Source organism: Streptomyces sp. NPDC098789 (genome assembly GCF_044759975.1).
Classification (GTDB): Bacteria; Actinomycetota; Actinomycetes; order Streptomycetales; family Streptomycetaceae; genus Streptomyces.
Genome location: NZ_JBIWAJ010000010.1, coordinates 143744 through 155811, shown reverse-complemented (window position 1 = coordinate 155811; position 12068 = coordinate 143744). Strand labels below are relative to the sequence as shown.

The following is a 12068-nucleotide window of genomic DNA, read 5'->3' as shown; positions in this document are numbered from 1 at the left end:
CACCGACATGCTGGCACGCCCCCGCCGCCTTGATCAACGCAATACCGGCCGCCGCCCCGAGTGCCCGCGGCGGCGCTCGCGTCGGCGGCGTACGAGGATCCCCACGGCCGATCCGATCAGGGCCGTTGCCGTCACGCCCGCCGCCGTCCACCAGATGGCGGAGCCCGATCCGGCTTCCGCGCGCGCTGCGTGAGCCTCGGGGGACGACGCCGGGGCCGGCGGTGGCGTCTGGGTACGGGGCGCCGAGGGCGACGGCGTGCCGGTGACCGGGGCCGGGTCCACCGCCGGGACGTCGACCTGGAGTTCGCCGTGTCCGAGCGCGGGGAAGCCGACGTCCACGGCGACCTTCCACGAGCCGGGCGGCAGGGACTCTGCGGTGACCCAGCCGGCCGGCGCCTTGGCGGGATCTCGCACCAGCCGCCAGGGCCCCATGGTGCGGGAGCCGTCGCCACTGACCGCGTTCACGGTGGCGGCCACCGCCTCCTCGACCGCGTCGCCGTCGTTCTCCCAGGCGATGTCGGCGGTGACGTGGCCCTCCCGCTGCCCGGTCATCACCACCTTCACGGTGTCCCCGTGGGCGTGCGCCGCGGCGGGGCACAACAGGATCAGGCCGAGGGCGGTCAGGGCGGCTCGGAGAGCGATTCGTATGCGCATCGTGAAGGGGCTCCGGGTGGGATGGAGTGGAGGGGAGTGGAGGGGAGTGGGACCGGCGGACGGCCGCGCGCGTGACGCGGCCGTCCGCCGGAGGGGGTTTCAGGCGGGCCTCAGGGAGGGTCAGCCGACCTTCTGCGCGGTCCAGGACTGTGCGGCGCGGCCGTCCGCGCGCTGGAGGTCCAGCAGCCAGTTCCCGTAGTAGGGACGGCTGCTCACGGTCAGCGCGAAGCCGCCGCTCGGGTCGGTGACGGTCACCGCCGCGCCTCGGGAGGTCAGCTTCCAGGCCTGCGCGGCGCCGCCGCACGGCTGCTGGGCGACCCACACCCCCGCGGCCGGAGCGCTGCCCGGCTGCAGGCACTTGCCGGAGACCGCGGAGCGGATGCGGACCAGTCCGTTGCCCGCGTCGTCGAAGTACCACTGCTGCTGGGCGTACCCGTTGGAGCGGGCCCCGACGAGCACGGTGCCGTCGGCGGCGCGCCCGCCCCAGACCTCGGCGTTCATGCCGGTGCTGCCGTTGCCGAGCAGGTAGCGGGTGCCGGGTGTGGTCGCGCCGCCGCCCGTGCCCTTCGTGCGGAAGGACGCGGTCCTACCGGCTCCCGTGTCGCGGCCGGCGTTGTCTCGGACGGAGACGGCGACCGTGTAGGAGGTGTCGGGCCGGAGGTTGTAGACGCGCAGCACGGGCGACTGGACCCAGCCCAGGTGCTTGCCGTTCAGCAGGACCTGGTACCAGGCGGCGCCTTCGACCTTGGGCCAGTTCACGACGGCGGAGTCCGATTGGATCTGCCCCACCGTCACGTCCGGACCGCCCGTCGGGCTCTTGGTCGGCGTGGGCGTCGGCTTCTTGGTCGGCGTGGGGCCCGGGTTCGGGCCGGGGTCCGTGCCGCCTCCGCCCTGGGTGCGCATCAGGAACTGGTTGTCCGCGATGTTCCAGTGCGTGGCGAGGTAGCTGCCGGCCTTGGGACTCGTGTGGAAGTAGTCGTCGTGGTTGCAGTCGAGGATGTTCTCGGACGCCTGGTTGGTGCAGACGTTGCGCATCTGCGGGTAGTAGGGCGTGTCCGAGTAGCACATGACGTCGAACTCGTCGGTGCAGTGCGCGCCACGGCTGGTGTTCGGGGCGCTGTTGTTGACCGCTCCCAGGTTGTGGCCGAGCTCGTGCGCCGCGGTGTGGCCACCCCAGCAGCCGGAGTCCGTGCGCCCGTACGAGGGGCCGAAGTTGCTGATGTTGGCCTGGCCGGGCCGCTCGTCACCGTTGAAGGTGCCTATGCCGCAGTAGACCTGGGTGTCCGCGAAGATCATGTACTTGCGGTCCCGGCGGTCGAGCCCCTTGCCGGCGAGGGCGGTGTTGGTCGAGCTGAACTCGGCCAGAGCCGAGTCGGGGAGCTCGATGTTGACCACGGTCGGGGTGCAGTCGGCGGCCGTGACGTAGCGGATGTGGCGGATACCGCCGGTCTCCTGGGCGCTCGTCGCGTAGATGAGGTCGGCGTCGGCCGCCCATTTGCGGAACGAGGCGACGTACTCGGAGTAGCGGTCGCGGCCCGGCCCGTGGACGTACACGACCTGGACCCGGTTGCCGGTGCTGCCGTCACCGTCGCACTGGACGGTCTGGCCGGCGGGGCCGGCGGCGACGGCCTGGCCCGCGGCCGAGGGCGCGGGCGCGGCGGACTTGTCGGCGGCGCGACCGGCGTCGGCGGCGGGCGCGTCCTCAGGACGTCCGCCGCCTTCGGAGCTCGCCGGGTCGTCGGCCTGGGGGCGGGCCGGATCGGCCGCCGGAGCCGCGGACTTGACCGCGGGCTGGATGTCCTTCGTGATGTCGACGCCCTTGGGCGGGGCGTCGGGCCCGTGGGTACAGAGGCCGGCGCTGGTCCGGTAGACGCCGGCGCACCGGTCGCCTCCCGGCGCGGGGGCGAGACCGTCGTAGATCATGCCGCGCGCGCTCTCGTTGGCGGGCGCGGCCGCGAGGGGCTTGGGCTCCTGGTCCCGGGCGGGCGCGGAGGCCGGTGCCGCGGCGGTTCCCTCGGCGGCTCGTACGGGCACGGCCTGGGCGCCGTCACCCATGCCGGAGTAGGCGATGCCTACGGCTATCACCGCCGCCGTACTCATGGCGGCGGTGAGAAGTATCAACCGCCGGGGCTTGCGGCGATGCTCCCGCCGTCTACGTCGTCCTGTCATGCGCACCTCAACTGTGAATCGGATGAGTGGGTGCGCGGAAGCCTGCCAGACGAACGCGGCGGAGAATTCGGACAAAGAGGGGCCGCACCTCAAGAAATCATTCCGTTACCTGCTCGTCGAATTTGACGAACAATCACCACCCGGTAAAACAAGCCTAGTTACGCGCGTCACGCGGATTGGTCCAGGCCTTATAGGCGGCAGTCGTTATCGAAATGAGATATGAAGTGGAGGACTATTGACAGGAATTCAGTCAGGAATTCACCTAATTACTACCTGTCGAAATTCCCTCGTCACGGCCCGTGAGGAACGAGGGCCTCCGGTCGGCGGTGACGCCCGGTCAGGGCCGGGGCAGCGGCCGCACTCGTGCATGCGGCCGGCGCCCCGGCCCGCCGGGAGGGCAACGGATCAGCTGTTGAGGGAGGCGCTGCCGGACAGGACCGGGATGTTGTCCAGGATGTGCGAGAGCGGCTCGTCGCCCTTGGCCTGGGTGGAGTTCTCGGTGCACTGCTGGTTCATCGGGTTCGACAGGACGGGGATGTCCTGGACCCCGACGTTGGCGATGATCGCGACCAGCGACTGGGCGTTGACCTTGACGGGCAGTCCGACGCAGGGCTTGTTGGCGGAGCCCTGGACCAGGCTGAGCTGCGGGCTCTGGTTGCCGGCGGTCTTCTGGTTGCCGTAGACCTGGGAAGCACCGTTGCCGTTGACGGTGTTGATCCCGTCGTCATTGCCGATCGCCATGGCCGGGGCGGCCACGGCGGCGCCCGCTCCGAGGATGGACGCGGTCGCAGCGGCGGTGGCCAGAATCTTGTTGAACATCACAGGTCCTTCTACGAGTGCACGGTGAATGACGCCCCGATCAACGACGGAACCCGCCGCAGGTGTCTGTGATCCGCCTGAACAGCCCACTGCCGGGCCCCCGTTCGACGCCGCACCCGAGGAGCCTCGTCGACCGAGGAGCCGCGTCGACCGTGCGATCGATGCTCAGCGGCCGCGCCCCTGGATCGCGGCCGCGGCGCGGTGCAACTCGGCGAGGACCGTGCGCACAGCCCTGCGCGCGGTGCGCTCGGGCCGGTGCAGGACGTCGATGTCGCGCCGCGCGCGCACTCCGCTCAGGGGCCGCAGGACGACGTCGGGGTGCGGCCGGGCGGTCCAGCGGGGCATCAGCGCGATGCCTCCCCCGGCGGCGACGACCTCGGCGACCACCGCGAACTCGTTGATGCGGTGGACGATGTCGAGTCGGCGGTTGGCCACGCTGGCGATGGCCTCGATGGTGGACATCAGCGGGAAGCCGTCGTGCACCGTGATCCACGGTTGGTCCGCCACGTCCCGCGGGGTGAGCCGCGGCTCGGCCGCCAGCGGATGACCGGCCGGCAGGGCGACGTCGAGGGGCTCGCGCAGCAGCGTCGTCGAGGTCACGGTGCGCGGCCAGGGCGGGCCGTGGTCGAGACGGTGGGCGAGTACGAGATCGTAGTCACGGGTGAGGGTGGGGAAACGGTCCTGGGGGACGTCCTCGTCGGCGAGTGCCGGGCGGGGGCGTCCGGGGCCGGCGAGGCCGCGCAACAGCAGCGGGAAGAACGCGGACGCCGCGCTGTGGAACGCGGCCACCGACACGTCGCCGTCGGGTTGCTCGGCGAAGTCGCTGATCGTGTTCCGGGCCTGGGCCAGGGCCGTCTCGACCTGGACGGCCGCCGCGGCCAGGGCCTGGCCGGCATCGGTCAGCACCACCTTGCGTCCGGCCCGTTCGGTGAGCGGGACGGGAATCGAGCGCTGGAGCAGTCGCAGTTGTTGCGAGATCGCGGACGGCGTCACGTGCAGTGCCTCGGCGACCGCGCTGACGCTGCCCAGGTCTCCCAGTTCGCGCAGGATGCGCAGCTGCCGTTCGTCCACGCTGACATTGTAGTGCCGCTACACCGTAGGTTTAGACGTTGGTCATGGCCTTCAACGTGCTGGTGGGGCAGCGTGGCGGCATGCATGTTGCCCGCCGCACCGATGCGGTACTTTTCCTGGTCGCGCTGGTCTGGGGTTCCAGCTACCTCGCGGCCAAGACGGCCACCGTCGCACTTCCGGTGCTGGCGGTCCTGTTCGCCCGGTACGCGATGTCCGCACTCGCGTGCGGAGCCCTGGTGGCCGTCCGCGGCCGCACCCGCAGCCGCGCCCGCTGGACGCGTGCGGAGGTCGGCGCAGGGTCGCTGCTGGGAGTCACCCAGGCGGCCGTGCTCGTGCTGGAGACGTACGGGGTGGCGCACACCAGCGCCGCGAACGCCGGGTTGATCATCAGCCTGACCATCGTGTTGACGCCCCTGCTGACTCCGCTGCTGGACCGCACGGGCGGCGGCCGACTGCCGTGGACGTTCTTCCTCGCAGCCGGTGTCTGCGTCGTGGCCGTCGGGCTGCTGACCTCCAGCACCGGGCTGCACGCGCTGCGCACCGGAGACGCGCTGATGCTCGCCGCCGCGCTCGTCCGGGCCGGGCACGTCGTTCTCGTCGGCCGGCTCACCGGGCGCCGTCCCGTGGACCCGCTGCACCTCACGACCGTGCAGACGGCTCTCGGCTCGGCCCTGTTCCTGCCGCTCGCCGCCGTCCACCTGCCCGACCTGTTCCACAGCAGCGCCACCACCTGGGCCCAGCTGGCCTATCTCGCCCTGTTCTGCAGCGTGTTCGCCTTCCTCGCGCAGACGTGGGCCGTGCAGGGCACCTCCGCCAGTCGGGCCAGCCTGCTGTTGGGCACCGAACCGATCTGGGCCGTCGCCATCGGCATCGGCGTCGGCGGGGAACGGCTCACCCCGTGGGCCGCCCTGGGCGCCCTGCTGATGGTCGCCGGCACCTACTGGGGCCAGAACATCGAACGTACCCACCGGACCCACGGGACCGACCCGACCGAGCACACCACCCCAGCAAGAGCAAGCACCGGGAAAGAGGACGAAGCGTGCCCGAACATGACACGTACCAGCGCCTGATCACCCTGTTCGACACCACCGGGACGCCCTACCGGCTCATCGATCACGCACCCGAGGGCAGCACGGAGTCGGTGTGTGCCCTGCGCGGGCACCCCACCTCGGAGGCGGCGAAGTGCATCGTCCTGCGGGTCAAGACCGACAAGAAGACGACCCGCCACGTCCTCGCGGTCGTCCCGGGCGACCGGCGCGTAGACCTGGACGCCGTCCGTACGTTGTTCGACGCCCGCTACGTCGGCTTCAGCGACGCCGCCACCGCCGAGCGACTGGCCCACGCCGTCCCCGGCACCGTGCTGCCCTTCGCCTTCGATCCCGACCTCGAACTCGTCGCCGACCCCGCGGTCATCGCCCGGCCCCAGCTGTACTTCAATGCCGCCCGGCTCGACCGGTCGGCGGTCATCTCGGGCGAGGACTACGCCCGGCTCGCCGTGCCGCGCGTCGCGCCCATCGCCGAAACCGTGACGTAGCCCCGCTCCGAGAGGACGCGAAGGTGCCCGGGGCCTGGGGAGGCTCCGGGCACCTTCTTCACGTCCGTACGTGTCAGAAGGTGAGCTTGAAGTCGGTGATCGTGCCGACGTCGGCGGCTCCCTTGTCCTGGACCTTCAGCTTCCAGGTGCCGTTGGCCGCTACGGCCGAGGCGTTGACCGTGTAGGTCTTGTCCAGGTTCGCCGTGGAGTCGGACGACGAGCTCTGCAGCCGGAACGAGGTCCCGTTGGGGGCCACGAGGTCGATCTGGAGGTCGCCGATGTAGGTGTGCGTGGCCTTCACGCCCACCTTGAGGGTGCTCGGCGCGTTGCCGGTGACCCCGCTGACGGTGACCGACGAGGTGACCGCGGGGCCGGGCGAGTCCGGAATGGCCACCCGGGTCGTGCTCTCGAAGACCTTCCCCGGGGTGGTCGTGCCGCCCGAACGGGCGCCCACGTTGACGGCCGCCCAGGCGTCGGTGACGTTCTTGACCTCGGCGCTGCCGGCACCGTACAGCTCGGTCGCCGCGGCGATCGTGCCGGTCCGGGCACCCGCGTAGTCCGTGCTGGAGTTGAACTTGGTGGTGAGGGCCTTGTACCAGATGAGCTGTGCCTTGTCCCGGCCGATGCCGGTGACGGGCAGGCCGTCGGAGGTCGGCGAGTTGTAGCTGACCCCGTTGACCGTCTTGGCGCCGGATCCCTCGGAGGCCAGGTAGAACCAGTGGTTGGCCGGGCCCGAGGAGTAGTGGACGTCGAGGTTGCCGACGCCGGAGTACCACGCGTCCGCGGAACCGCCGTCCTTGCTCGGCTTGTCCATGTAGCGCAGCGGGGTGCCGTCGCCGTTGATGTTGATCTGCTCGCCGATGAGGTAGTTGCCCGGTGCGCTGGGGTTGTTCGCGTAGAACTCCACGGACGTGCCCATGATGTCGGAGGTCGCCTCGTTCAGGCCGCCCGATTCGGCGCTGTACTCCAGGCCCGCGGTGGCTGCGGTGACGCCGTGCGTCATCTCGTGGCCGGCGACGTCCAGCGAGGTCAGCGGGTCGTTGTTGCCCGTTCCGTCGCCGTACGTCATGCAGAAGCAGTCGTCGTCCCAGAAGGCGTTGACGTAGGCGTTCCCGTAGTGGACGCGGGAGTAGGCGGCGACGCCGTCGCCGCGGATTCCGGAGCGCCCGAGGACGTTCTTGTAGAAGTCCCAGGTGACCCCGGCGCCGTACGCGGCGTCGGCGCCCGCGGTGGCGGCGTTGGAGTTGGCCCCGTTGCCCCAGGTGTCGGTGGACTGGCTGAAGAGCGTGCCCGTGCCCGACGTACCGCGGTTCAGGTTGTACGTCTTGTGGCCGCCGCGACCGGCGTCGTTCAGCGTGTAGCTCGCACCGGACGCGGACGTGCCGAGGGTGACCTGGCCGCTGTAGTGGGTGTTGCCGACACCGGTCTCGATGCCCTGCCACTGGTGGAGCTTCGCGCCCGTCCTGGCGTCGGTGACGACGTGGAGCTTGTTGGGGGTGCCGTCGTCCTGGAGGCCGCCGATGACGGTCTCGTAGGCCAGCGTCGGCACGCCGTTCGCCATCCACACGACCTTGCGGGGCGCGGCGTCGGCCTTGTCGGCCTTGGAACCGATCGACTTCGCGGCGTCGAGGGCCTTCGCGGAGGCCGCTGCCGGCGCGTCGGCCGGGGCGGAGGTGGAGATGCCCTGCAACTGGGCGGCCGACGCCTTGCTCACGCTCTGCGTCCGGTCCGCGGCGGTGCGGCTGACGACCAGGTCGCCGCCGAGGACGGGGAGGCCCTCGTACGTGCGCTCGTACCGGGTGTGGGTGGTGCCGTCCTGGTCCTTCACCACGTCATGGACCAGGAGCTTCTCCTGCGAGCCGAGACCGAGCTCCTTGGCCGTGGCGGCCGTGGTGCCCTGCGCCTTGGCTATGAGCTCGGCGCGCTGGCTCGGGGTGAGCTGAGCGGGCAGTGCGCCCGGGTTGCGCACGGGTGCGCCACCGGGGGCGTTCGTGTTCGCGGACGCTTCGGGCTGCGCGCTGGCGCTGCCGGCCTGGACGCCGACGGTCAGCAGGGCGGCGGCTGCGAGCAGGGCGCCGGTGGCGGTGGCGTTCCGGCGATGCGTGGACTTCACGCGGACTCCTTCAGAGCGTGGGGGGTGGAACGAAATCGGCGGCCGGGACGAGGCCGGCCCGCCGGGCAGAGCCGGTGGCACCGGTGGTGCTGTTGGTGCCGTTGGTGTGTCTGGCTCTGGTGGTGCTGTTGGGGATGGGGAGAGGTTGCCAGCGATCTTCATGATCGCCATGGACACGCCATGTATCGGCCGAAACATGTCCGGATTCCGATGGGTGGCGACCGGCGAGCGGACGCGCGGGGCCGGAGCGAATCGGCACCCAAGGACCTCAACTGGCGTATCCCGGACAGGATTTGACCAGATCCTGACACTCGACTCCGTCTTGCGCATTCAGGTAAAGCGTTCGACATCAAGCGTCAAACAGTCTTGCTCTGCGCACGACTTGACCGGTGTGATCACGGGAGCCGCTCCGCGCGGCGCCACCCCCGAGGGAGTCCGCAATGCCTCACGCCCGCACCCCGCTGTACGAGGCGGGCATTACCGGCAGAGGGTCCAACGCACCCTCGGATTGACCGGCGTGGGCGGGACGGAGATCGTGAGCCCATGACGGACAGCACCTGGCTCAACCGCGACCACCAATTCGCCCCCGGCAAGGAGCTCTTTCGCAGCGAGCGCAGCTTCCACCTCTTGGCCTTCACGGCGAGCCACGGCCAACTCCTGATGCGCAGCGTCGGCCAACCCAATGGGGCGGACGAGCCCGGTGAGCCCGGTGAGCCCGGTGAGCCCGAGACGACGATCGACCTCCTCTTCAAGCCCGTCTACGTGCTGAAGATCAGCACCGACTACCGCGGCTTGGCGATCAGGTGCGCGACCGGGACCGAGACCGAGCAGGTGAAGGCCGAGCACGCCGACACGTCCTTCGGCAGGGAAGATCGCGTCTTCGTCCTGGAGAGCCGGGGCGAGTCCGGTTACGTGGTCGCCATGGCCGTCGGCTGGACCGAAGGAGTGCTCCGCCGCACGCAGCAGAGCTTCTTCAACCCGTTCCACCCCGCCAGGCCGCTCGCCTGGCCCAGCCGGCCGCTTTCCGGCATCGATGCCGGCCTCGACATCGCCTCGGCCCAAGAACTCGTCGAGGCCCTGTCGGCCGAGGAGAACGCCACGATCCGGCGCGAGCGCCACCGACACATCAGCGTCCTCATGACACGGGTGATGCGCCCCGAGGGACCCGAGGTCACCGCGGCGGGGGCCTTCCTGACCAGAGCCGATGCCGAGGAGGCCCGAGCCGTGATCACCGCGAAGTCGGTCGACTGCTGGATCGAGGACGTTCCGATCGCCGTGTGACCGGATGTGGCCCGGGCGGGCATTCGCCGACCCGGGATACCAGCCGTAGGAACCGGCGGTTCCGTGGAACCGGCTCTCAGGAACGCGCATGGGCCGCATCCCCGGTTCACGTCGCCTTCGCCGCGCGTCGACTCCGGCGGGACAACACGGTGGCCGGCACGAGGAGTACCGCGCCGAGGAAGAAGTAGCCGTTGATCAGCATGGTCTTCCAGAAGTCCCACGACCCCGTGACGACGGCCTCCTTCTCCATCCCGAGCAGGCCATGCGGAGTGAGTCCCGTCGCCGTGGTGATGTTCTCGACGAGGCCGGGCACGCCCCGCACCGTCAGCACCGCGCAGCCGATCCACAGGAGCGCGCGCACCAGCCGGTGCGACGCACGTCGGCGCCCCTGCTCGACCGTGGTCAGCAGGCACACCACGCCGACGACCGACATGAGGACGATGAGGGCGTCGTAGGAGAGGAAGAGCCACACCGGAGTGCCGTCGTCCGGGCCCATCGCGTCTTCGTACATGACGCCCATCTGGACATGCCACACGAAGCTCACCACCAACCAGGCGACGGCCGCGTACGCCCAGCGGACGAGGGTCTTCCCGGGTTCGGATTCCATGCCCTCGACGCTACGAGCCGGGGCGCGGGCCAGGCGTCGGCTCGCAGGAGGAGCCCCTCCCCCGCACGGGGGAGCAGAGGGGCGGGGCCGCCCGTGGGCATCACGGGCCCGGCGCCCGCAGAGGCGACTTCGACGGCGGACGGCGTCGCGCCCAGGCGCGCGCGCAGACGTGGGCGCAGGCGTGGACACAGGCGTGGACGCACCAACCGACCGCGGCCCCGACCGTGTACCAGAGCAGGTCCGGGGCGTTGAAGGTGGAACCGAGCACGAGACGGGCCACGGTGCTGTGCCGCGCCAGCTCCGCCGGCAGCGGGCCGAGTTGGAGGAACTCGACCGCCCAACTCGCGGTCAGGGCGATCGCGGCGGCCCGCGGGGGCGTCGTACGCGGCGCGACCACGACGACGAGCGCGAGCAACAGGACCGTATAGAGGGCGTCGCCGCCGTACTTGGCCACGTCCCCGCCCGCCACGGCCCGAAGCCCCAGGCCCGCGCCCACGGTTGCCGCGGCGGCGACGGCAGCCACGAGGCGGATCCGCACGGGGTCGGCGGCCATCCGGCCATGGGTTCCTGGTACGAGGGGCACGGAGTCATCCTGCCGCACGCCACGAGCCGCCGGTCGAGCGTTGGCTGGGAGCGGGGAGCGGGGGCGTAGGCAACGGCCTGACCCATTGGTTAGGGTTACCTAACTCGCCCTGCTGGCGGGTGGCCGTTGGTCAGTGGTCGGTGACGTACGAGGAGGGTGATCCGGATGGGGCGGGCGCAAGAGCGGGGTCAGGACGCGCGGCAGGGGCGGGCGGCGACCGAGCCCGGGCGCGGCGGCTCCGCGCACAGTCAGGGGGAGGCCGGCCTGGCGCCCACCAGGGACGGCCGCAGCCTCTACTACCAGCGGCTCGCGGGCCCCGACGCCCCGGACGGGGCCGCAGCCGCGTCCGGGGCCGCGGCCGCGATGCCGACCGTGGTCTTCGAGGGCGGTCTGGCGGCGGGACGTTCCTACTGGGCGCCCGTCCAAGTGGCCGTGTCGGCCTTCGCTCCCACCGTCGTCTACGACCGCAGCGGCCTCGGTCGCAGCGCGCCCGACCCCGGTCCGCGCCGCCTGGACCACCTGGCCCGCGACCTGGGCGACCTGCTCGACCACCTCGGGCCCGGTCCGTTCCTCCTGGTCGGGCACAGCTGGGGCGGGCCCCTCGTCCGGCTGGCCGCGGCGGCCCGACCCGGGCGGATCGCCGCTCTGGCGCTCGTGGACCCCGCCGACGAGTCCTGTGACCTGCTGCTCCGCCCCGAGATGCGGCGCCAGGAGCGGATGGGCCAACGCATCAGCGCCCTACTGGCCCGGATCGGGCTGCTCGGCCCGGCCTACCGCTCGCTCACCGCCGCCCTGCCCGCCGACGCGGCCGCCGACATGCGGGCCGAGGGCTACACCGTCGCCGCGATGCGTACGCGGGGCCGTGAGCTGGAGGACACCCGAGGTGATCTCCGAGCCCTCCTCGACACCCCGCCGGACCTCGGGGAGATCCCTCTCCTCGTGGTCTCCGCCGGCCGCCCTTCGATCGGCATGCCGCCCCGCGTTCGCGAACGGGCCACGGCCTCCCACGCCTACCGGGCCGGCCGATCCCCGCACGGGCGTCACGTGGTCCTCCCGGACGCCGACCACATGGTGCCGGCGACGGCCCCGGACGCCCTCGCCCGGGAGATCCGGACCCTACTGGCGGGCTGAGGAGCGAGACGGCCCCGGCGGGTCGGAGCCCGACGGAGACGGCGACAGAGACGGCAACGGAGACGGCGGTGGCCCGATCACAGTGCGCGATCGAACCACCGCCGTC

11 protein-coding genes are annotated in these 12068 nt (G+C 71.4%); 4 read left to right on the top strand and 7 right to left on the bottom strand.

What is annotated here, in order from left to right; all coding sequences use genetic code 11:
* Nucleotides 1-33: 33 nt before the first annotated feature.
* The 4 genes from ACIQWR_RS21285 to ACIQWR_RS21270 all read right to left on the bottom strand — a co-directional run bounded on the left by ACIQWR_RS21285 (nt 34) and on the right by ACIQWR_RS21270 (nt 4713).
* Nucleotides 34-654 carry a hypothetical protein gene (locus ACIQWR_RS21285; RefSeq protein ID WP_404011704.1) on the bottom strand — a complete coding sequence of 207 codons (621 nt, stop codon included), beginning with the start codon at nt 652-654 and terminating at the stop codon, nt 34-36.
* A 120-nt stretch (nt 655-774) separates the two neighbouring features.
* Nucleotides 775-2754, bottom strand: a complete 1980-nt coding sequence (locus ACIQWR_RS21280; protein WP_404011701.1) for an RICIN domain-containing protein — start codon at nt 2752-2754, stop codon at nt 775-777.
* 474 nt (nt 2755-3228) lie between these two features.
* Nucleotides 3229-3642, bottom strand: coding sequence for a rodlin (locus ACIQWR_RS21275; RefSeq protein WP_404011698.1), 414 nt, complete (start codon nt 3640-3642; stop codon nt 3229-3231).
* 165 nt (nt 3643-3807) lie between these two features.
* Nucleotides 3808-4713 (bottom strand): LysR family transcriptional regulator, encoded by a 906-nt coding sequence (locus ACIQWR_RS21270; RefSeq protein ID WP_404011695.1) that lies wholly within the window; start codon nt 4711-4713, stop codon nt 3808-3810.
* Between the two features lie 80 nt (nt 4714-4793).
* Here ACIQWR_RS21270 and ACIQWR_RS21265 point away from each other — a divergent pair, with 80 nt between their 5' ends.
* Nucleotides 4794-5783, top strand: coding sequence for a DMT family transporter (locus ACIQWR_RS21265; protein ID WP_404012030.1), 990 nt, complete (start codon nt 4794-4796; stop codon nt 5781-5783).
* The gene (locus ACIQWR_RS21260) at nt 5753-6247 is read left to right on the top strand and encodes a YbaK/EbsC family protein (RefSeq protein WP_404011692.1); all 495 of its coding nucleotides are present in this window, start codon (nt 5753-5755) and stop codon (nt 6245-6247) included. Before ACIQWR_RS21265 ends, ACIQWR_RS21260 begins: the two co-directional genes overlap by 31 nt.
* A 73-nt stretch (nt 6248-6320) precedes the next feature.
* Here the strand turns inward: ACIQWR_RS21260 and ACIQWR_RS21255 are convergent, their stop codons facing one another.
* The gene (locus ACIQWR_RS21255; protein ID WP_404011688.1) at nt 6321-8360 is read right to left on the bottom strand and encodes a M4 family metallopeptidase; all 2040 of its coding nucleotides are present in this window, start codon (nt 8358-8360) and stop codon (nt 6321-6323) included.
* A 543-nt stretch (nt 8361-8903) separates the two neighbouring features.
* On the opposite strand from ACIQWR_RS21255, the gene ACIQWR_RS21250 reads away from it, so the two are divergent.
* Nucleotides 8904-9641, top strand: a complete 738-nt coding sequence (locus ACIQWR_RS21250; protein WP_404011686.1) for a hypothetical protein — start codon at nt 8904-8906, stop codon at nt 9639-9641.
* Between the two features lie 106 nt (nt 9642-9747).
* On the opposite strand, the gene ACIQWR_RS21245 is transcribed toward ACIQWR_RS21250, so the two are convergent.
* Together ACIQWR_RS21245 and ACIQWR_RS21240 are read right to left on the bottom strand one after the other, a co-directional pair.
* Nucleotides 9748-10248, bottom strand: a complete 501-nt coding sequence (locus tag ACIQWR_RS21245; protein ID WP_404011683.1) for a hypothetical protein — start codon at nt 10246-10248, stop codon at nt 9748-9750.
* A gap of 100 nt (nt 10249-10348) precedes the next feature.
* The gene (locus ACIQWR_RS21240) at nt 10349-10801 is read right to left on the bottom strand and encodes a DUF2809 domain-containing protein (protein WP_404012028.1); all 453 of its coding nucleotides are present in this window, start codon (nt 10799-10801) and stop codon (nt 10349-10351) included.
* Nucleotides 10802-10996: 195 nt separating this feature from the next.
* Here ACIQWR_RS21240 and ACIQWR_RS21235 point away from each other — a divergent pair, with 195 nt between their 5' ends.
* Nucleotides 10997-11962, top strand: a complete 966-nt coding sequence (locus tag ACIQWR_RS21235) for an alpha/beta fold hydrolase (protein ID WP_404011680.1) — start codon at nt 10997-10999, stop codon at nt 11960-11962.
* Nucleotides 11963-12068: the final 106 nt, after the last annotated feature.

Excerpts from the sequence above, each read along its gene's own strand:
- ACIQWR_RS21285 (WP_404011704.1), bottom strand. The coding sequence starts at position 654 with ATGCGCATACGAATCGCTCTCCGAGCCGCCCTGACCGCCCTCGGCCTG.
- ACIQWR_RS21250 (WP_404011686.1), top strand. The coding sequence starts at position 8,904 with ATGACGGACAGCACCTGGCTCAACCGCGACCACCAATTCGCCCCCGGC.
- ACIQWR_RS21280 (WP_404011701.1), bottom strand. The coding sequence starts at position 2,754 with ATGAGTACGGCGGCGGTGATAGCCGTAGGCATCGCCTACTCCGGCATG.
- ACIQWR_RS21240 (WP_404012028.1), bottom strand. The coding sequence starts at position 10,801 with ATGGCCGCCGACCCCGTGCGGATCCGCCTCGTGGCTGCCGTCGCCGCC.
- ACIQWR_RS21275 (WP_404011698.1), bottom strand. The coding sequence starts at position 3,642 with ATGTTCAACAAGATTCTGGCCACCGCCGCTGCGACCGCGTCCATCCTC.
- ACIQWR_RS21265 (WP_404012030.1), top strand. The coding sequence starts at position 4,794 with ATGCATGTTGCCCGCCGCACCGATGCGGTACTTTTCCTGGTCGCGCTG.
- ACIQWR_RS21235 (WP_404011680.1), top strand. The coding sequence starts at position 10,997 with ATGGGGCGGGCGCAAGAGCGGGGTCAGGACGCGCGGCAGGGGCGGGCG.
- ACIQWR_RS21245 (WP_404011683.1), bottom strand. The coding sequence starts at position 10,248 with ATGGAATCCGAACCCGGGAAGACCCTCGTCCGCTGGGCGTACGCGGCC.